Source organism: Marinobacter sp. (assembly GCF_014859525.1).
Classification (GTDB): domain Bacteria; phylum Pseudomonadota; class Gammaproteobacteria; order Pseudomonadales; family Oleiphilaceae; genus Marinobacter.
Window position 1 is genome coordinate 1 of the sequence record NZ_JACUUB010000003.1, and the last position, 20,479, is coordinate 20,479.

The window sequence follows — 20,479 nt, forward strand, 5'->3', positions numbered from 1 at the left end:
GCCGTTTCGACGGATCATCGAATACTGATTGAGCCATGTCGGCGCATAAAAAAAGCCAGCTCGAACGGGGTGGCTCTTATTAAAGAGGCTCTTCATGGTTCAATAATAGGCGCAAAAGGGGCGTAAACGGATCATCCAAATTTCGCCAGAGCTTTTGTCCGGCGACTTACCCTGGTCAGGCTCTAACAAGTCGTCGAGGCGATGCCTGCGCACCGATCGCGGATCGGGTGTTGGCCTGAGAAATTTGGTGGTAAGCAGCATGGCTTCCTGAGTTTAGGGTGTGGTTGATACGGGATTGTGTGCTTTGCCACACACAAGCAAGAGCTGCGATGACGCAAGGCGTTGGCAGGGCAGCGAAACCCGGGATTTGGTCTACACTGAATACAGATAGCGCTGTATACCTAAAAAGAATGAAAATAACGTTTCTTATGCGTAGTATCTGGGAAAAGACTCATCCGGGGAGCGACAGTCTCAATGAAATTACAACAGCTGCGTTATATCTGGGAAGTGGCGCACCATGATCTGAATGTATCCGCCACAGCCCAGAGCCTTTTCACATCTCAGCCGGGGATCTCCAAGCAGATTCGCTTGCTGGAGGATGAATTGGGTCTGGAGGTTTTTGCCAGAAGCGGCAAGCATCTGACGCGCATCACGCCGGGCGGCGAAATCATTGTCCGCGAAGCCGGCGAGATTTTGCGCCGGGTAGAAGGCATTAAAAAAATTGCCCAGGAGTTCAGCAATCAGCGTAAGGGTGATCTCAGCATTGCCACCACCCACACCCAGGCTCGTTACGCTTTGCCACCGGTCATCAGCGGCTTTATTGAGGCGTATCCCGACGTATCACTGCATATGCATCAGGGCACGCCCATGCAGATTTCCGAAATGGCGGCCAACGGCGCAGTGGACTTTGCCATCGCCACCGAGGGCATGGACCTGTTTAACGATTTGATTATGATGCCTTGCTACAAGTGGAATAGGTGCGTGATCGTCCCCAAGGATCATCCCCTTGCGAAGGGCCAGGAACTGACACTGGAAGAGCTGGCTGAGTATTCGCTGGTAACTTACGTGTTCGGTTTTACCGGGCGTTCAAAATTGGATGAAGCATTTCAGACGCGGGGATTGACGCCAAAGGTGGTGTTCACCGCTGCCGATGCGGATGTCATTAAAACCTACGTGCGGTTGGGCCTGGGTGTCGGCATTATTGCGAGTATGGCGTTTGACCCACAAGTGGATACCGACCTGGTGGCGCTGGACGCCAGCAAACTGTTCGGGGCTTCTGTTACGCGTATTGGCTTTCGCAAAGGTACCTTCCTGCGAGGTTACATGTACGACTTCATGCGTCGTTTTGCACCGCACCTGACCAAAGAAATGGTGGATCGGGTGGTTGCGCATCAGGGCAGTCGCAGCGAAATTCTGGAGTTGTTCAAGGATATCGAACTGCCTACGTATTGAGTGAGCCCGAACAAAAAAGGCCCGCCGTCAGTGCTGACGCGCGGGCCTTTTTGTTGATTTTTGCAGGTGGCCTGGGTTGGTTCAGCCAGATTTGCCAATCAGGTTGCCGGCATGCAGACCACATTCCTTATGGGTGGCTTCTTCCCACCACCAGCGGCCTTCGCGTTCGTGCTGCCCCGGCAGGACAGGACGCGTGCAGGGTTGGCATCCTATACTGATAAATCCTTGCTCATGCAGCGTATTGTAAGGCGCCTCCGACATTCGGATGTAGTCCCACACTTCTTTGGAGCTCCAGTTCGCCAGCGGGTTGAACTTCACCAGCGTTTTATCCTGGCTCGAAAATGCGCCGTCTACCTGAACAACCGGCACGTCGTTGCGGGTGCCGGGGCTCTGGTCCCGTCGTTGGCCGGTGATCCAGGCGTCGACCGTTGCCAGTTTGCGCCTCAGGGGTTGTACCTTTCGGATGCCGCAACACTCCGAGTGACCGTCTTCGAAGAAGCTGAACAAACCTTTTTTGTTGACGAGTTCCTGTACCTCAGACGCATCAGGAAACAGGACCTCGATATCAATACCGTAATGCTTACGAACCCGTTCAATGAATTCGTAGGTCTGTGGGTGCAGTCGCCCGGTATCCAGAGTGAAGACTTTGAGGTTATCGGTCAGCTTGTGGGCCATTTCAATCAACACCACGTCTTCGGCGCCGCTGAAGGAAATAGCGATGTGATCGTAGCGAGCCAGTGCGGCTTTCAGAATGGCCCGGGGGCTTTGGCCGTCAAGTTCAGTACGTAGGGATTCGATATCAGTCATGTTGCTCCGGCGTTTTTGTCCACTGTGCAATCAAAAGGCGTTCTTAATGTCGGCAAGGCTACCACCAAAACCCACATAGCCTGAAGGAATGACCATCTATATGTTTATACCCTGGGAAATCACGATGCATTCCGCCCGACTTTTTCATATCATAGCTCCAGACAATTCGGGTGGTGACGCCGCCCAGCCAATTCTTATTTGTTCAGGAGACCGTTGTGGAACTCGCATGTCTTGACCTCGAGGGCGTATTGATCCCGGAAATCTGGATCGCATTTGCAGAAAAAACCGGTATTGACGAACTCAAGGCAACCACCCGGGATATTCCTGACTACGACGTGCTGATGAAGCAGCGTTTGCGAATTCTGGACGAGCACGGTTACGGCCTGCCTGAGATTCAGGAAGTGATCAGCACCCTGGACCCACTGCCAGGCGCCGCTGAGTTTCTGGACTGGCTACGTGAGCGCTTTCAGGTTGTGATCCTGTCGGACACCTTCTATGAATTCGCCATGCCGTTGATGAAGAAGCTCGGGTATCCAGCGTTGCTGTGTCACAAGCTGGAGGTGGCGGACAGCGGCCAAATCACTAACTACTTGCTGCGTCAGCGGGACCCTAAGCGCCAGTCGGTGCGGGCTTTCCAGTTGCTGAACTATCGCGTGATTGCCGCTGGCGACTCCTACAACGACACCACCATGCTGGGCCAGGCCGAGGCGGGCATTCTGTTCCACGCGCCTCAAAACGTGATTGATGAGTTCCCACAGTTCCCGGCAGTACACACCTTTGATGATTTGAAGCAGCAATTTCTGAAGGCCAGCGTCGTTCACTCTGCCTGATCACCCGTAATAGGAACCCTGCGCTGCCGACAGTCCGGTAGCGCAGTGCTTCAAAGCTTCAGCTCTTCCAGAAACCGCATCAGCGGTTGCACTTTGGCGAGCGTTTCCTGGTACTCGGCTTCTGGTTCGGAATCGGCGACGATGCCACCGCCGCCCCAGCATGTTATGAGCCCGTCTGCATCGCACCGTAGAGTACGAATGGCAATGCTGCTGTCCAGCCGTCCATCCAGCCCGTAATAGAAGATCGACCCGCAATAGGGGCCGCGTTGATGCGGTTCAAGCTCGCGAATGATTTCCATGGCCCGGATTTTTGGGGCGCCGGTGATGGAGCCGCCGGGAAAAGCATCGAACAACGCCTGTACAGGGCTGACGCCGGGTTTCAGGCTGGCGCGTATGTGGCTCACCAAGTGATGTACATTGCGGTATGATTCGAGTGCGAACAGCTTGTCGACCTGGACCGACCCTGGCGTGGCGTTGATGCTGAGATCGTTGCGCAGCAGATCGACAATCATCAGGTTTTCCGCTCGATCCTTCTCAGACACGAGTAGCTCTCTAGCCAGCGCCTCATCCTGTTGCGGGGTTCTGCCTCTGGCGCGGGTTCCTTTGATCGGGCTGGTTTCGATCACATTCTTCTGAATCGCCAGAAAGCGCTCCGGCGATACCGACACCAGCGCTGTACCCCGATGTTTGATGAACGCGGCATAGGGTGTGGGATTGGCCTGACTGAGGGCGATAAATGCAGCCCAGGGGTTGCCCTGATACCGCCCTTCAAAAGACTGTGACAGGTTGGCCTGATAACAGTCCCCGGCCTGGATGTACTGGCGAACACGATCAACCCGGGTTCGGAAAGCATCTGCGGTTTGAGTCGGCTTGAACGGTTGTGTCATTGACCAGTGGATGGATGATTCTGTGCCCGCTTTCGGGGCCTGCATCCAGGTTGTCAGCAGGTCTTGTTGTTGCAGGGGGAGCTGCGGGTGGGTCCAAAGATAGTGTTGCCCGCTTTCCAGATCTTCGCTGGCGAGCCACAGGTAAAGTCCGGCAATGAACAAGGGTAAACGCTGCTCGGGCATCAGTGATCGGAGGCGTGGCTCCCGGGCGTATCCAAACTCATAGGAGATACTGCCCATCCAGCCGCCGATCAAAGGGCAGGGCACCGGCTCGCCAGCAACCGGTGGAAGTGGGTAGTTTGCGGCGAGGGATTCCATTTTTTTGGCCAGTGCGGCGGTATCGACGCTGATGCCGGGGTTGCCGTCTACAACAATCTGTTCAACCGCATTGCAGCTGAAGCCCCGGGCAGCTCCGCGACCACCCGATGATGCCTGACTACCCAAAAACACAAAATCCGATTGCCTGGAGGCGTGCCCGCACAGCTGGTCATATTGGCGTCGGGAAATGGGCTGGCAAAGAGGAAGAGCCAAGATACCTCCATTGAAAATTGGAAGAATGATACACGTTGCACAAAACGGCCGTTGTCTGATCTAGAACGGCGCTGATCTAATGAATATACGGAGCAGATCAGCCCGGAGAGTATTTTACCGGGTTTTGTGGTCTATGAGCTGAAAATCCCTAAAACAAGAACGGACGTTGTCTTATGCATCGCTTCAGAAAATACGCACTCGCTCGCTCATTACCGGTTCGCCGGGCGAGATTGTGAGTGTTCTTAAGATGCGCTGGCGGTCGGCTTCAGACTTCTGCTGAGCTCTCGGAACAACGATGATTGCTGAATGGAAAGTGCCCGGTCTGTGATCAGAATCTGCAGTTTGGCAGTAAAGCTTTATGAGCGGATGGCGAGTGTGGTTTGATGCATTCTGGTAACCGATGAACTTCTCAGAGAAAAAACGGCCTGATGGGCATGATCAAGAAACTGGTTAAACGTCGCTGGCAACGCTGGATTGGCCGTCGAATTCCAAGAGCGGACGTTCAGGTGTTCAGTCAGAAAAATATTTTCATTTTGCCAACCGGAGCAGGCGTGGTTTATGGCGTGCTTTTGTTGATCATGCTGATCACCGGTATTAACTATCAGAACAGTCTGATCTATTTGCTGACCTTTGTGCTCGGCGCGCTATTCGTTGGTGCCATGCATCAAACGCACCGCAACCTGTCGGGTCTTACTCTTTCGATGGTGCGCGCTGGTGAGGGTGTGGCCGGAGATGACGTGCCGTTCAGTTTGCGGCTCAGTGCCGGTAAAGATGCCGGGCTGGCAATGAGACTGTCTGTTGAGGACTCAGAGCTTGACAGTGTGCATGTGTCATCGGGGCAATCCCGGGATGTGGTATTGCCCATTCCCTCCGCTCATCGGGGCTATCTTCGCCCTGACAGGATTCGTATTGAAACTCGCTTCCCCTTTGGTTTGCTTAAAGCCTGGTCCTGGTTGCGTCCGGCTTCCGCGGGGATTGCCTATCCCAGACCCTTGGCAGCTCCGGAGGTGCTGAGCCAGGTCGATGACGGCAGTGAGGCAAAATCGGAGGCTAAGGTTGCCGGCCAGGATAATGCAGACCTGCGGCCCTGGCGCGAGGGTGACATGAGCCAGCGAGTGATGTGGAAGCGGTTTGCCCGGTCTGGGCAGATGGTGGTTGCTGATTGGGAGGGGGAGCAGGGCAGTCCCCATTGGCTGGATTTCAATTCGTTCCCGGGAACGGATACAGAGTTAAGACTCAGCTATTTGGCATGGCTGGTATCAGACCGGGTGCAAAAAGGTGCTCGTTTTGGGCTTAACTTGCCCGGCGATGTGATAGACCCGGATACCGGCCCCGTTCATGGAAAGCGTTGCCTCCGGGCTTTGGCCGTGTGGGGCGAGAAGCCTCCCCGAGAACAGGATACTTTGGCGTTTGGAACTCGAAAGGCGGTTGACGACATCGAACAGGAGGCTGCTGTATGAGTGGTATGGCCAGCTTTTTGAAGGCGAGAAACGCTGCAGATAGTCCTCCAGTAGATTCGATTCCGGGTGCTGCCTTACTCTGGTTGATCGGCAGTTTTGCCTTGCTATTGCTGCCGCAATGGAACCGGCTACCCTGGTGGCTGATTGCCGCGTGTGTCGTGTTGGCTGGCTGGCGCTGGCTGGCCCAGACCGGGCGGGTACGCTTACCCGGGCGCTGGCTGCGAACCGGGATTATGCTGGTGTTGACTGGTGTCTATGTGGGGACGGTTCAGGGACGGTTTACCGTTGACACTGCGGCCTCGTTTTTTGTCCTCGCGGTTGGGCTTAAATGGCTGGAAACCCGTTCTGCCCGGGACTTCTATGTACTGTTTTTTATTCTGGTGTACCTGTCTGCCGTTAATTTTCTGTTCCAGCAGGATATTTTTTGGGCCTTGCTGGCGTTCGGAGCCATCGGCTGCCTGCTGATTGGTTTGCAGATTTTGAATGCCCCAGACCTTCCGGATTCCATGAAGTCTGGCTGGAAGAGGCTTGGGCTATTGCTGGTGAAGACGCTCCCCGTGGTGGTCCTGCTATTTTTGTTCTTCCCCCGTATGGCGCCCTTGTGGAGTGTGCCGTTGGTGTCGGGCGAGGCGCGCAGTGGTATTTCAGACAGCATGCGCCCGGGCGACATCTCGAACCTCGCTCAAAGCAGTGCGCGGGCTTTTCGCGCGACGTTTGGCGGCCCTGCACCGGCGTATCGCGATCGCTATTGGCGCGGCCTGATTCTGGATCATCTGGATGGAGAAACCTGGCGGCAGCGAGACGCAGAGCCCTTCCAAAGGCCCGGGCGGGTGGCAGTAGACGGCGGTATTGGGCCCTTGGCGAGCAACCAATACGATGTGCTTATGGAGCCTACGGATCAACGCTGGGCGTTTTCTCTGGAACATTCGATCGCCGTTTCAGACAATGTATTTGATGCGGGAGAAGATCTGTTCCGTTTTCGGCGGCCGGCAGACAGTGCCGTTCGCTATCGCTTGGCGGCAGAGCCGGGCCGGGTTCAGGCGAGTCAGGAGCTGTCGCCTGCGATGCGTCAGCGTAACCTCCAGCTGCCCGAAGGTTCGAATCCCAGAGCGCGGGCACTAGCCAGCGAGCTGGCAGACGCTTACTCCCCGATCGGCGTAGTTAATGAGTTGATGACCCGTTTCCGGGAGCAGGAGTACTTCTATACCCTTCGGCCCCCGGCGATGCCCAGGGACGGAATCGACGCTCTATTGTTTGATGAAAAACGCGGTTTTTGTGCGCATTACGCAGGCGCAGCTACCTTTGTGTTCCGCGCGGCCGGTATTCCAGCCCGAGTGGTCATCGGTTATCAGGGTGGTGATGCGGGCGCTGGCGATGAATACCTGATCGTACGGCAATACGACGCCCATGCGTGGGTGGAAGTGTGGCTCGACGATCGGGGCTGGCTGCGAGTAGATCCTACCGCTGCCATTGCGCCTAGCCGAATTGAGTTTGGCCTGCGGGAGGCGATGGCTGAGGAGGGATCGTTTCTTGAGAACAATCTGACCTCTCCGCAGCGGTATGCCGATTTTGCAATGTTGCAATGGGCGTCTTTGCAGCTTGACCGGATCAACTACCATTGGCAGCGCTGGGTTGTGGGCTATCAGGGGCAGAGCCAGATGGATTTGATGTCTCGGCTGCCCGGCGGCATCGGTCTGCGGGAACTTGGCTATATCACCGCGGGGCTGGTTGGTTTTGCCTTGCTCGTGGCGGGGTTGGTGTCTGCCTTTGCCATGCGCCGGGGCACGCGCCAGGATGGTTTTCGGCGAGTGGTGAGCTCCTGGTATCGTTTGTGTGAGCAGGTGGGTGTGCCTGTGCGCAGCGGCGAAACCCCGGGGGTGCTGGCAGATCGGATGGCGCAGGCACGGCCAGCCATCGCGGATACGGTTCGTATTTTTGCCCGCACGGTGAACAGTCATTACTATGGCTCTCCACCGGCAAAGCAAGCAGACCAGGACGCTCAGCGGCTTAAAAGGTTACTGAAAACCATGAAACGCCAGTTAAGGCGTGATCAACAACCCGTTTCACGGACATCGCAACATGACTGACATCGCACAGGAAATGCCTTGGCTGGGCGGCGCCTGGTCTGCCGTTCAGCAACGGCTTGCACAGGATCGCTTGCCCCATGCGTTATTAATTGTGGGTGAACGTGGTGTCGGCAAGCGTGAATGGGCGCAGGCCGTGGGCGGGCTCTTGCTCTGTTCATCGCCGGCAAAGCTCGGCGCCGGAACTGTGGTTGCTTGTGGTCACTGCAAGCAGTGCGAATTGATGGCCGCGGGCAGCCATCCGGATCTGCGGGTGTATGCGCCTGAAAAGTCCCGGATGGTTAAGGTAGACCAGATTCGTGCCTTGTCGTCTTTCGCCGTTGCTTCGCCCCAGGTGGCTCACCATAAAGTGGTCATTGTTGATCGGGCGGACCAGCTGAACATCAATGCTGCTAACGCGCTCTTAAAAACCCTCGAAGAACCTTTGCCAGACGTGACATTGCTGCTGTTGCAGGAGAGTGGTCGACCGGTGTTGCCGACCATTCGGTCAAGATGTCAGGCACTGACGATACCTTTGCCATCGGCGGAGCAGGCCGGACGTTGGTTGGCCGATAAGGTATCGGAGCTTGAGGACGGCAGCCAGCCCGGCACCGATGTGCTGGCCAAAAGCCTGTTGCTGGCGGGAAACGCACCAAGACTGGCACTGGAGTACGTGATGGGAGATTTTCTCACATTGCGGGACAGTGCTTTTGATGCTTTTCGCAAGTTTATGAAAGGTCAGGTGCCGGTTGGTGAGGCCGCAAAAGCGTTTAAGGCGCTGGGGCTGGAAGACACGCTCTGGTTGTTTGAAGGTTGGGCGGTGGATCTTGCCAGGGCCGGTGTGGGTGGTGAAGTGACCGATCCGGATGCGGCAGACATGCTGGGTTATCTCGCTCAGACCAACCCTCCATGGCGAGCTCATGAGTTGCTGGAAAGGGTAAAAGAGAGTCGGAGCGCAGCAGTCTATAATGCCAGTCCGGAACTGGAGGCCAGTCAGCTTTTGATTGCCTGGCGCGACCTGATGCCCCGTAAGCGGCAAGCAAGCTGAGCTTTCTTTAAATTCAGCTGCTATGATTGTGAAATGTCAGCAAATTCCTGAAGTATTGCGGCAAGTTTAACGACACAAGAACTCATAGCGTAAAAGGTGTGTGATATGGGCCCCGGATTCGGCGCGCGCAGCGGCATTCTAACCCTGACCATCAAAGATAAAGCGGTGCTCTACGCCGCCTACATGCCCTACGTGCGGCAGGGTGGCATGTTTATTCCCACGCAAAAGCAGTACCAGCTGGGCGATGAGGTATTTCTGCTGCTCAATCTGATGGATGAGCCAGAAAAAATTCCGGTAGCCGGTAAGGTGGTCTGGATTACCCCCAAGGGTGCCCAAGGCAACAGAGCCGCGGGTATTGGCGTGCAGTTTAACGGTGATGATGAATCTGCACGCACCAAGATTGAATCGTACCTGGCCGGTTCGCTGAGTTCTGATCGCCCCACCCATACGATGTAGGATTTGTATTGCATGACTGACGCTGTGTTACCCGGTAGTGGGCACGACATTCCGGCCGGCTGCCGGGAGGCACATTGGCCGCTCGATAACATCACGCTGGCTGGCCTGAGCTGGCGCACCCCCGTCGAAAACGAAGTTCACCCACCGGTGCTGATGGTGCATGGCTGGCTTGATAACGCCATGACATTTACAAGACTGGCACCAGAGCTGGCCAAACAGGCCGCAGTGCACGCCATTGACATGGCGGGTCATGGTCATTCGGGTCATCGCGCTCCCGGTTGCGGCTATTGGTTGACGGACTATGTAGCGGACTTGAGCGAGCTGATCGATCACCACTTTCCCGAAAGCGAGCGTTACCCGTTAGACCTGGTGGGACATTCTCTCGGTGGTATCGTATGTGCCCTGTATGCGTCGGCGTTTCCTGAGCGCGTACGGCGTTTAGTGATGATCGACAGTCTGGGGGCGCTTAGCCGGCCGGCGAAAGAAACAGTGCCCCAGCTTCGCAGAGCGTTACAGAAAAAACGGAACGGATCGGCCCCGGCAACGGTCTATCCCGATGTTGAGACTGCTGTGAAGATTCGTGAAGGAGGGCTCAGCCCACTGAGTGCAGAGGCAGCCAGACTACTGGTGCCCCGAAACATGCGCAGCGTGGATGATGGATATGTCTGGCGGACAGACGCCCGCCTTCGGCACCCAACACCCTTAATGATGACGGAGGAGCAGGTGCAGGCGTCCCTTGCTGCCATTCAAATCCCGACTTTGTTTGTCAGGGCTGCTGAGGGTTTGCTCGCTAACCATAAGGGCCTGGATGCACGCGCCAGGCTGATCCCGAATCTCACTACAGTGGACGTTGCGGGCGGGCATCACTGCCATCTTGATGGCAACACGGCTCCTGTCGCTAATGCAATAGAAAGGTTTTTGTTGAATGACTAATCGAGTGTTTGTTAACAGTCTGACGTTTTTAACGGCGCTTATGCTTGCTGTGGTTGCGCCCGTGTCGATGGCGGCTGATCTGGGTGAGCCGATCAGAGCCTTCTCGCAGTCCAGTCTTCAGTCGACAGAGTCTATCCGGTCGTCCGGGCACCTTGTGCTGCTCAGCCCGGTACGGGAAATTCGGGGAGAAATCCGCTCGGAAGTCATGCCTCGTCTGCCCGTCTCAGGGCAAGGCCAGCTGTTTGAAATCAATCGCGAGTCCAGTCGTGACGCGGCCCGTGAACATTATCGCCGGGAACTGCAAGCGAGGGGTGGGCAGATTCTGTTTGAGTGTTCTGGCATGGCGTGTGGTCGCAGTAACGTCTGGGCCAACCAGATCTTCCAGCAGTCAGGTTTGCTGGGCCGGGACAACGCTCAAGATTACCTGGTAAGTGCTGTAGCAGATGCAGAGGGTCAGCGATGGTTGACGCTGGTCTATACCGTCACTCGTGGCAATCTGAGGGAGTACGTTTGGGTTGAGCATCTTCAGGTGGATGCGGGCGCAGACATTCCGGGGTTTCAGTCGGTCGCAGCCCGTATTCTGGGGCCGGTCGTGGTGCCTTGGCAAGGGGGTGTGACGGTCCGGTTTGATCTCGCTACGGCGGATCGCAGGCGGCTTGTGGAATGGGCATCTGAGGACGGGGCGGAAGTGGTGTTGGCAGCGTTCTCAACCCTCGAGTCGGGCGAAAGCCTGGATGAGGCGACGGATCGTGCAGTGTCAGCAGCGGATGCCCTGGCCGACGTTTTGGGTAAATCCGGAATTTCGCGTAGCCAGATCCGAACCCTTGCTATCGGGCCTGGCGTTCAAGTGGCTGATCCGAATCGTCAAGGCGACCGCATTGAAGTGCTGGTGATCAAGAGGTAAGGGGAATGACCGGGCAGGACAAGCCAGAACCTGGCAAAGACGTTGGCAAATCGGCAGTTTCGAGCGACAACGCCCGCGTTGTTGAAGAAAGTGCCGGGCGAAAGGCTGTCCAAACGGGCAAGGGTAAAACGGTCGCTTTGACTTTAGGCAGCGGTGGTGCCCGCGGCTATGCGCACATTGGTGCGATTGAGGTGTTGAGGGAGCGTGGTTACAACATTGTGGCTATTTCCGGGTGCTCCATGGGGGCACTGATCGGCGGTATGTTCGCCGCCGGCAAGATGCAGGAATACAAAGATTGGGTGACTGGCCTGGGTCAATTTGATGTGCTCAGGTTGCTGGATGTGACATTTACGTCCGTTGGCGCCATTCGTGGCGAAAAAGTATTTTCCATTGTCCGGGAAATTCTGGGTGATACCCGCATTGAAGATCTGCCCATTGCCTTCACCGCTGTCGCCACCGATTTATTGGCGCATAAAGAAGTCTGGTTTCAGGAAGGTCCCCTCGATCGGGCTATACGCGCGTCCATCGCCATTCCCAGTGTGGTCACGCCTCTTGTTCTGGATGGCCGGGTGTTGGTAGACGGTGCTTTGCTCAACCCGTTGCCCATTATTCCCACTATTTCTGCCCATGCGGACCTCGTGGTGGCGGTCAACCTGAGCGGTGAAGACGAGCAGCGGCGGCGGGTGCCGGATTCGGCGTTTACCACACAAGATGACGACACGGCCATGGATATGGACGAGTGGGTAGATGCCATTCGTGACAAAGCCTCGCGCTGGTTCGATTGGGATGCGTTGAAATCACTGACATCCCGTAAAATTGACAACGGTGAATCTGCGGAAGAGAAAATCAGCCGAGAGATGGCGAAGAAAGCGCAGGAAAGGGAAAAGAAGGTGAGGCGCGACGAAGCCGCCAGAGTCGAGCAGGAAAATCGTGCCAGCAAAAAAGACGATCATGAAACCATCGACTGGGACAAGCTGGGTATTGGCAAATTTGATGTGATGAACCTGACCATTGAGACCATGCAGAGCGCCCTGGTGCAATACAAAATTGCCGGCTATCCGCCCGATCTGTTGGTTAATATCCCCAAGAACGCCTCCCGAAGCTACGATTACCACAAGGCGCCGGAGCTGATTCAATTGGGGCGGCAGAGAATGGCTGCGGCTCTTGATCGTTATGAGGAGAGCCGAAGCAGCTCAGGACTGTTGTCCCTTTGAGGGGTGCACAGGCTGCAGGCGGTCACTTAATAGGCGTATAATGTCGCGCTAAATGATCCTGACCAGGAAGACGCTCCAGTGACCAGTCCAGTTGACGATTTGCACACCATTCGTGATTTTTTGAGGTATACCTCCTCCCGATTTGCAGCGTCGCATCTGTATTTTGGCCACGGTACGGACAATGTCTGGGACGAGGCCGTGCAATTGGTGCTGCGCAGCGTTCATCTGCCCTTAGAGAATAACAACGTGTTTCTGGACGCCCGCCTGGTGCGAGCAGAGCGCGAACTGATTGTTGAGCGTATCGAGCGTCGAATTAATGAGCGGGTGCCGATTGCCTATTTACTCGGTGAGGGGTGGTTTATGGGCATGCCGTTCAATATTGATGAGCGGGTTCTGGTACCCCGATCACCGATCGGCGAGTTGCTGGAGAATGGCCTCCAGCCTTGGTTGGGCACGCAACCAGTACAGAGAATACTCGACCTGTGCACCGGTAGTGGCTGTATTGGTATCGGTGCGGCGAGCGTATTTGACGAGGCAGAAGTTGACCTTTCCGATATCTCTGAAGACGCCCTGAAAGTGGCCGCATCCAATATTGAGCTACACGGTTTGGAAGGTCGGGTACGAGCCATACGGTCGGATGTTTTTGCCAATATTGAAGGTCAGTATGATGTCATTCTCAGCAACCCTCCGTATGTAGATGCTGAAGACATGGCAGACATGCCTGACGAGTTTCATCACGAGCCGGCACTCGGGCTTGCCGCGGGTGTTGACGGTCTCGATATTGCTCGCCGGATCATTACCGGTGCCGCCGAGCATCTGACCGACGACGGCTTGCTGATTGTCGAGGTCGGCAATTCCTGGGGCGCGCTGGACGACGCTTATCCGGATTTGCCGCTGACCTGGCTGGAATTCGACAATGGTGGTGATGGGGTGTTCCTGATCACGGCCCGCGATCTGCGTGAGTGGCAGGCCGCAAAGAGCTAATCCTGTTTATTATAAAACCTCAATAAAGTGCTGAAATATGTCCGGAAATACATTTGGTAAACTGTTCACGGTAACCTCGTTTGGTGAAAGCCACGGGGCCGCATTGGGGTGCATCATTGACGGCTGCCCTCCGGGTCTTGAGTTGTCCGAAGCAGACATGCAGAAGGATCTCGACCGGCGCAAACCCGGTACTTCCCGGCACACCACTCAGCGGCGCGAGGCCGATGAGGTTCGCATCCTGTCCGGGGTCTTCGAGGGTAAAACCACGGGTACGCCCATCGGTCTGATCATCGAGAACACCGACCAGCGCTCCAAGGACTATTCCAAAATCTCCGAGCAGTTCCGGCCAGCGCATGCTGATTACACCTACACCCACAAGTACGGGGTTCGGGATTATCGGGGCGGTGGTCGCTCTTCGGCCCGAGAAACCGCCATGCGGGTGGCGGCCGGTGCGGTCGCCCGCAAGTTTCTGGAGCAGCGCCTGGGCATCCGCATTCGCGGGTATCTGTCGCAACTTGGTCCGATCAAGGCCGAGAAGCTGGACTGGGATCAGGTACATCAGAATCCATTTTTCTGCCCGGATGCCGACAAGGTGCCAGAGATGGAAGCCTACATGGACGCCCTGCGCAAAGAAGGCGACTCCATCGGTGCCCGCATCAACGTGGTGGCGGAAGGCGTGCCGCCGGGGCTGGGTGAACCCATCTTTGATCGTCTGGACGCAGACCTGGCACATGCCTTGATGAGCATCAATGCGGTCAAGGGCGTGGAGATTGGTGCCGGTTTTGGCTGCATTGATCAAAAAGGCACGGGCCACCGGGACGAAATGACACCTGAAGGGTTCTTGTCCAATCATGCGGGTGGCGTGTTGGGTGGAATCTCTTCGGGTCAGCCGATCGTCGCCAGCATTGCGTTGAAGCCAACGTCTAGCCTGCGCCTGCCTGGCCGCAGTATTGATGTTAATGGTAATCCGGTTGAGGTCATTACTACCGGGCGCCACGACCCTTGTGTCGGCATCCGTGCAACACCGATTGCCGAGGCCATGATGGCCATTGTGCTAATGGATCATTATCTGCGCCACCGAGGTCAGAATGGCGACGTAGAGGTGTCAACCCCGATTATCGGCCAGCTTTGATCAGGGGGCGTCACCATCTACTGGCGGCTGTCTAACCTCTATTTCTGGTTCTTTGCTCTCCTCGGAGGGCTGTTGCCCTATTGGTCCCTCTATTTAGAGGGGCAGGGTTTTTCCTATCTGCAAATTGCCACCTTGATGGCAACCATCCAGCTCACCAAAATTGTTGCGCCCAGCGTCTGGGGTTGGCTCGGCGACCGATCGGGCCAACGGGTACGCCTGGTTCGGTTTGGCGCTATTACTGGCTCTTTGTTTTTCGCCGGCGTGTTTATGGAGCCGGGCTTCTACGGTTTGTTGGTGGTGATGCTGGCCTTCACCTTCTTCTGGAACGCCATCCTGCCGTTGTACGAAGTGATCACCCTGAGAGCACTGGGAACAAAGAAAGAAAAGTACGGCAAAGTGCGCCTGTGGGGCTCTGTCGGATTTATTGGCGCCGTTGCGGCGGTCGGTGGCGTCCTGGAGTGGGTGCCTGTTGACCGGTTGCCCTGGTTGTTGCTCCCGGTGTTTGTCGGCATTGCTGTGTCGGCCTTTTTAGTGCCGGCAGAGAAAGGAGAGCGCAAGCCGCCCGCACCCAAAGGCAGCCTGAAAGCGATCCTCAGACATCCGGCGGTGATCACGTTTTTCCTCATGAACTTTCTGTTACAAGTGTCTCATGGCGCCTATTACACGTTTTTCAGTATCCATCTGGACCAGCACGGTTACGGCAAACTGTCCATCGGCCTGTTGTGGTCGCTCGGGGTGCTTGCGGAGATTGGCTTGTTTCTGGTCATGCACCGTTTGTCACTCAGGTTCAGTGTGCGTCAAATTGTGATCGGAGCGCTGCTGCTGACCATGATCCGCTGGGTGCTGATTGCCGAGCTCACCAGTGTGGTGCCGGTACTGATCTTTGCCCAGCTATTGCATGCGGCGTCTTATGGCGCACTGCATGCTATTTCTGTGCAATACATTCAGGGCTTTTTCGGAAAACACCATCATGGCCAGGGGCAGGCGCTGTACAGCGGATTGACCTTTGGTGCTGGAGGCGCGCTGGGAGCCTGGATGTCGGGTTTCCTGGTGGAGGGGATTAGCACGTCTGCAGCGTTCTGGGGCGGCGCAATCGCAATGGCCGTGGCCATTGTGGTTACCTGGCGTGGCCTGCAACCTTTACCCGCTGCTGATCACTCCGAGGATCACTGATCAGGTTCCGGTTTCTTCGGCTTCAACAATTCTGAGTAACGCTCTGGCGCCGTTGCTGAGCTGTCGCCCCGACAGTGCAACGGCACCCAGTACCCGGGTGACCGGATGAGCAACCTCAAGCTCCCGCAGACTGCTGTCCAGCATGCTCACCGGCAGCACACTCCAGCCCAGGCCGACGCTGGTCATCATCTTGATGGTTTCGAGGTAGTTGGTTGGCATCAGGGGCTTCAGGGGCAGGTTGGCCTCGAGAAACAGCCGGCTGACCACACGGTAGGTGGCGGTGCTGGTATCCGGCAGCAGAGCGGGGTGCTGCGCCAGGTCATGCAGTGTGGGTTTCGCAAGGCTTGCCAAGGGGTGGTCCGTACCAATTACGAAGGCCATGGGATCTGGCCATTGCGTCAGTATCCGGAACTGCGGGTTCATGCTATCACTAAGGGTGACGAAGGCGAGTTCGGCGTTGCGTTTGTTCATCTGTTGGTAGGCGGCGTCGGATTCCATAAATTGCAGGTCGAGGGTGACCTGGGGGTATTCCCGGCGGAATCGTCTGAGCCAGTTAGGTAGATGGTGCAGGCCGATGTGGTGGCTGGCGATGAGCTGGAGTTCGCCTTCGATGGTGTCGGCGTTCGGTGACAGGGCAAGCTTCGCGTTATGAATCTCGTCGAGTATCTTGCGAGCGTGGGGCAACAGTCGGGCGCCGGCTTCGGTGACGCGGATGTCGCGGTTGCTGCGGTCGATCAGTCGGGTACCGAGCTGGGTTTCCAGGGCGGCCAGGCGTTTGCTGATCGCCGGCTGTGTTAAGTGCAGCGTTTCGGCGGCTTCGGAAAAGGAGCCTTGGTCGACGATGGTCAGGAAGGCTTTGAGTGCGTTTGAATCCATGAATTGTGCTCGCCGTCATTCGTGCTGCTGAGTTTGGTGGAAGGAGCCGCTTCACTGCCCCCCTCCCAAAAAACGCTACGAGCACATCCATGTGCGCTTCGCTCCGGCCATCCATGGCCTCCGAGATTTTTGGGAGGGGGGCAGTGAAGCAGCTCCGCTCACAATGGTGTGTGCGGTCTGGAAAAGCTTTGCGGAATCCTCGGCCAATGTTCGGGCGCGTCCGGATAGGGAGGAGCTTTTCAAAACCGTTGAGGGCCATGGACGGCCCGAAACGAGCCTACAGGGACGTACTTGTGGCGTGTTTTGAAAAGCTCCTCCCTATCTGGACGTGCTTGGTACCGATGATCAAGTCTGCTCCAACAACGACGATCTTAGTCAGATAACAGATGGGAATGCAACGAATGACAAACATGAATTGAGGTTATTCATGGCAGCGGAGTAAGATGGTACTTCAAAGAGCACACACAGAAACCCCCAGAGAGAGAGCAACCATGGTGGGCAAGACTTTATACGACAAATTGTGGGACGACCATCTGGTCAAACAGCGGGATGATGGTTCGGCATTGATCTACATTGATCGTCACTTGTTGCACGAAGTGACATCTCCCCAGGCTTTTGAAGGTCTGCGACTGGCCAACCGTAAGCCTTGGCGTATTGATGCCAACGTTGCCACGCCGGATCATAACGTGCCGACTACCGATCGTGACAAAGGCATAGACGGTATTGTTGACCCGGTATCGCGGACTCAGGTTGAGACTCTGGATAGTAACTGCGACGAGTTTGGCATTCTTGAGTTCAAGATCAAGGATCAGCGCCAGGGCATCGTGCACGTGATCGGGCCTGAGCAGGGCGTCACCTTGCCAGGGATGAGTGTTGTGTGCGGTGACTCCCACACCTCTACCCACGGCGCGTTTGGTTGCCTTGCACACGGCATTGGCACCTCAGAAGTCGAGCATGTACTGGCGACCCAGTGCCTGGTTCAGAAGAAGATGAAGAACATGCTGGTCAAGGTGAACGGCAATCTTGGTAAAGGTGTAACCGGCAAAGACGTGGTGCTGGCGATCATTGGCAAGATCGGGACCGCTGGCGGCACCGGATACGCCATCGAGTTCGGTGGCGATGCCATTCGCGGTCTGAGTATGGAAGGCCGGATGACCATCTGTAATATGGCCATCGAGGGCGGTGCCCGAATTGGTATGGTGGCTGTGGACGACACCACGATCGAATATGTCAAAGGTCGCCCGTTCTCACCCAAAGGCGAAACCTGGGATAAAGCCGTTGAATACTGGCGGACATTGCACAGTGACAGCAACGCGGTCTTTGACAAGGTCGTTGAGTTGGACGGCAGTGCGATTCAGCCGCAGGTCAGCTGGGGCACGTCGCCCGAGATGGTCACCGGCGTTGCGGGCAGTGTGCCAGATCCGGCCAAAGAAGCGGATCCCATCAAGCGCGAAGGCATCGAGCGGGCGCTGAAGTACATGGGGCTGGCTGCGAATCAGAAAATTACCGACATACAACTGGACCGGGTGTTTATCGGTTCCTGCACCAACAGCCGGATCGAAGATCTGCGTGAAGCCGCGGCTGTGGTGAAAGGCCGCAAGGTAGCTGCGAGTCTGAAGCAGGCGATGGTGGTGCCGGGCTCTGGCCTGGTGAAAGCGCAGGCCGAACAGGAGGGGCTCGACAAGATCTTCATCGAAGCCGGTCTGGAATGGCGTGATCCGGGTTGTTCCATGTGTCTGGCTATGAACGCCGACAAATTGGGGCAGGGCGAGCATTGCGCGTCTACTTCCAACCGCAACTTTGAGGGTCGTCAGGGCTTTGGTGGTCGTACTCACCTGGTGAGCCCGGCGATGGCTGCGGCGGCTGCAATCAAGGGACATTTTGTTGATGTCCGTGAGCTGATGAACTGATCCACAGGAGAGAGACCATGCGCGCATTTACGCAACACCAGGGCATTGTTGCCCCCATGGACCGATCCAATGTGGATACGGACATGATTATTCCCAAACAATTCTTGAAGTCCATCAAACGCACCGGCTTTGGTCCGAACTTGTTTGATGAGCTGCGTTATATGGATGAGGGGCAGCCCGATCAGGATTCGTCAAAGCGTCCATTGAATCCGGATTTCGTGCTGAATCAGGCGCGGTATAAAAACGCCAGTGTGCTGTTGGCCCGTCGCAACTTCGGTTGCGGCTCCAGTCGGGAACACGCGCCCTGGGCATTAGATGATTTCGGTTTTCGAGTTATTATTGCCCCCAGTTTTGCTGACATCTTCTATAATAATTGCTTTAAGAATGGCTTGTTACCCATTGTTCTTGATGAAGATGTTGTTGACAAGTTGTTCCAGGAGTCGGAAGCGAATGAAGGCTACCAACTGACTGTAGATTTGACGGCTCAGACGGTTATTACGCCGTCCGGTGAGTCGTTCAGCTTCGAGGTGGATGACTTCCGTCGTCATTGCCTGCTCAACGGCCTGGATGACATTGGCGTTACGCTGGAAAACGCGGAGGCGATCACGGCCTATGAAGACGCCCGTCGCAAGACTGCGCCCTGGCTGTTTAACGCTGGAAACTGATAAACAAGGAAATCGATATGTCCCGTAGTGTATTGCTGTTGCCGGGTGACGGCATTGGTCCTGAGATCGTGGCCGAGGCTGAGAAGATTCTGCACAAGGTTAATGACAAGTTCAGTCTGGGTCTGGTGTTTGACTCGGGCTTGATTGGCGGTGCCGCGATTGATGCAACCGAGGTGCCGTTGCCCGACGAAACCCTGGACAAGGCCCGCAAGGCAGACGCCATTTTACTTGGTGCTGTGGGCGGCCCCCAATGGGACAGCCTGCCGATGGCGGTGCGCCCGGAAAAGGGTCTGCTGGGCCTGCGCTCCAACCTGCAGCTGTTTGCCAACTTGCGGCCGGCGATTCTGTATCCGCAATTGGCGTCCGCATCTTCGCTCAAGCCAGAAGTGGTGTCCGGTCTGGATATCCTGATTGTGCGCGAGTTGACCGGCGGTATCTATTTTGGTCAGCCCCGTGGTGTGCGCCAGCTGGAAAGCGGCGAGCGCCAGGGTTATAACACCTATGCCTATACCGAATCCGAAATTCGCCGGATCGGCCGGGTCGCCTTTGAAGCCGCGCAGCAACGTGGCAAGAAGCTGTGCTCGGTCGACAAGGCCAACGTGCTGGAAGTGACCGTGCTCTGGCGCGAAGTGATGGAGGATCTGAAGCGCGAATATCCTGACGTTGAACTGTCCCACATGTACGTCGATAACGCCGCGATGCAGCTGGTGCGGGCGCCCAAGCAGTTTGACGTGATTGTGACTGGCAACATGTTTGGTGATATTCTTTCTGACGAAGCGGCCATGCTCACTGGTTCCATCGGCATGTTACCGTCGGCATCACTGAACTCCGAAAAGCAGGGTATGTACGAGCCTTGCCACGGCTCAGCGCCTGACATCGCCGGCCAGGGCATTGCCAATCCGCTGGCCACCATCCTCAGTGTCGCGATGATGCTGCGCTACAGTCTGAACGAGGATGCCGCTGCAGACGCCATTGAGGCGGCGGTCAGCAAAGTGCTGGATCAGGGCCTGCGCACAGGCGACATCATGTCTGAAGGCGCCCGGAAGGTGTCTACCCGCGAAATGGGTGAGGCGGTTCTGAACGCGCTGTAAGCGCTCTTTGATTCAGTCAACAACGACCCGACGGCAGCGCGACGCAGCTGCTGCGGGATCATC

At 56.3% G+C, this 20,479-nt stretch carries 18 protein-coding genes; 15 read left to right on the forward strand and 3 right to left on the reverse strand.

Annotated features, from left to right (window positions below):
- Positions 1–474: 474 nt before the first annotated feature.
- Positions 475–1,452, forward strand: coding sequence for an HTH-type transcriptional regulator CysB (gene cysB, locus IBX51_RS01435; RefSeq protein ID WP_291827923.1), 978 nt, complete (start codon positions 475–477; stop codon positions 1,450–1,452).
- 81 nt (positions 1,453–1,533) lie between these two features.
- Here the strand turns inward: cysB and IBX51_RS01440 are convergent, their stop codons facing one another.
- Positions 1,534–2,289, reverse strand: coding sequence for a phosphoadenylyl-sulfate reductase (locus IBX51_RS01440; RefSeq protein ID WP_291827927.1), 756 nt, complete (start codon positions 2,287–2,289; stop codon positions 1,534–1,536).
- A gap of 185 nt (positions 2,290–2,474) precedes the next feature.
- Here IBX51_RS01440 and thrH point away from each other — a divergent pair, with 185 nt between their 5' ends.
- Positions 2,475–3,089, forward strand: a complete 615-nt coding sequence (gene thrH / locus IBX51_RS01445; protein ID WP_291827930.1) for a bifunctional phosphoserine phosphatase/homoserine phosphotransferase ThrH — start codon at positions 2,475–2,477, stop codon at positions 3,087–3,089.
- A gap of 50 nt (positions 3,090–3,139) precedes the next feature.
- On the opposite strand, the gene pabB is transcribed toward thrH, so the two are convergent.
- Positions 3,140–4,507: an aminodeoxychorismate synthase component I gene (pabB, locus tag IBX51_RS01450; protein WP_291827931.1), complete on the reverse strand. Its 1,368-nt coding sequence runs from the start codon at positions 4,505–4,507 to the stop codon at positions 3,140–3,142.
- A 434-nt stretch (positions 4,508–4,941) separates the two neighbouring features.
- On the opposite strand from pabB, the gene IBX51_RS01455 reads away from it, so the two are divergent.
- The 10 genes from IBX51_RS01455 to IBX51_RS01500 all read left to right on the forward strand — a co-directional run bounded on the left by IBX51_RS01455 (position 4,942) and on the right by IBX51_RS01500 (position 15,874).
- On the forward strand, positions 4,942–5,967 hold the full coding sequence (locus IBX51_RS01455) for a DUF58 domain-containing protein (RefSeq protein WP_291827934.1): 1,026 nt from the start codon (positions 4,942–4,944) through the stop codon (positions 5,965–5,967).
- A 5-nt stretch (positions 5,968–5,972) separates the two neighbouring features.
- Positions 5,973–8,054 carry a DUF3488 and transglutaminase-like domain-containing protein gene (locus IBX51_RS01460; RefSeq protein WP_291828192.1) on the forward strand — a complete coding sequence of 694 codons (2,082 nt, stop codon included), beginning with the start codon at positions 5,973–5,975 and terminating at the stop codon, positions 8,052–8,054.
- Positions 8,047–9,078 carry a DNA polymerase III subunit delta' gene (gene holB, locus IBX51_RS01465; protein WP_291827936.1) on the forward strand — a complete coding sequence of 344 codons (1,032 nt, stop codon included), beginning with the start codon at positions 8,047–8,049 and terminating at the stop codon, positions 9,076–9,078. The genes IBX51_RS01460 and holB overlap by 8 nt, the downstream gene beginning before the upstream one ends.
- 105 nt (positions 9,079–9,183) lie before the next feature.
- Positions 9,184–9,534, forward strand: coding sequence for a PilZ domain-containing protein (locus IBX51_RS01470; RefSeq protein ID WP_291827939.1), 351 nt, complete (start codon positions 9,184–9,186; stop codon positions 9,532–9,534).
- 12 nt (positions 9,535–9,546) lie between these two features.
- Positions 9,547–10,467 (forward strand): alpha/beta hydrolase, encoded by a 921-nt coding sequence (locus IBX51_RS01475; protein WP_291827942.1) that lies wholly within the window; start codon positions 9,547–9,549, stop codon positions 10,465–10,467.
- Positions 10,460–11,371: a DUF4892 domain-containing protein gene (locus IBX51_RS01480; protein ID WP_291827945.1), complete on the forward strand. Its 912-nt coding sequence runs from the start codon at positions 10,460–10,462 to the stop codon at positions 11,369–11,371. Before IBX51_RS01475 ends, IBX51_RS01480 begins: the two co-directional genes overlap by 8 nt.
- Positions 11,372–11,376: 5 nt before the next feature.
- Positions 11,377–12,585 carry a patatin-like phospholipase family protein gene (locus IBX51_RS01485; RefSeq protein WP_291827948.1) on the forward strand — a complete coding sequence of 403 codons (1,209 nt, stop codon included), beginning with the start codon at positions 11,377–11,379 and terminating at the stop codon, positions 12,583–12,585.
- Positions 12,586–12,663: 78 nt separating this feature from the next.
- Positions 12,664–13,569, forward strand: a complete 906-nt coding sequence (gene prmB / locus IBX51_RS01490; RefSeq protein ID WP_291827950.1) for a 50S ribosomal protein L3 N(5)-glutamine methyltransferase — start codon at positions 12,664–12,666, stop codon at positions 13,567–13,569.
- A 37-nt stretch (positions 13,570–13,606) separates the two neighbouring features.
- Positions 13,607–14,701, forward strand: coding sequence for a chorismate synthase (gene aroC / locus IBX51_RS01495; RefSeq protein WP_291827951.1), 1,095 nt, complete (start codon positions 13,607–13,609; stop codon positions 14,699–14,701).
- Between the two features lie 27 nt (positions 14,702–14,728).
- Complete coding sequence (locus IBX51_RS01500) at positions 14,729–15,874, forward strand: MFS transporter (RefSeq protein WP_291828194.1); 1,146 nt, start codon at positions 14,729–14,731, stop codon at positions 15,872–15,874.
- Here IBX51_RS01500 and IBX51_RS01505 read toward each other — a convergent pair whose 3' ends face one another.
- Positions 15,875–16,750 carry a LysR family transcriptional regulator gene (locus tag IBX51_RS01505; RefSeq protein WP_291827953.1) on the reverse strand — a complete coding sequence of 292 codons (876 nt, stop codon included), beginning with the start codon at positions 16,748–16,750 and terminating at the stop codon, positions 15,875–15,877.
- A 491-nt stretch (positions 16,751–17,241) separates the two neighbouring features.
- On the opposite strand from IBX51_RS01505, the gene leuC reads away from it, so the two are divergent.
- Genes leuC through leuB form a run of 3 tightly spaced genes read left to right on the forward strand, consistent with a single transcriptional unit; the run spans position 17,242 to position 20,416 of the window.
- Positions 17,242–18,660 (forward strand): 3-isopropylmalate dehydratase large subunit, encoded by a 1,419-nt coding sequence (leuC, locus tag IBX51_RS01510; protein WP_291828196.1) that lies wholly within the window; start codon positions 17,242–17,244, stop codon positions 18,658–18,660.
- Between the two features lie 17 nt (positions 18,661–18,677).
- Positions 18,678–19,325, forward strand: a complete 648-nt coding sequence (leuD, locus tag IBX51_RS01515) for a 3-isopropylmalate dehydratase small subunit (RefSeq protein WP_291827954.1) — start codon at positions 18,678–18,680, stop codon at positions 19,323–19,325.
- Positions 19,326–19,342: 17 nt separating this feature from the next.
- Complete coding sequence (gene leuB / locus IBX51_RS01520; RefSeq protein ID WP_291827956.1) at positions 19,343–20,416, forward strand: 3-isopropylmalate dehydrogenase; 1,074 nt, start codon at positions 19,343–19,345, stop codon at positions 20,414–20,416.
- Positions 20,417–20,479: the final 63 nt, after the last annotated feature.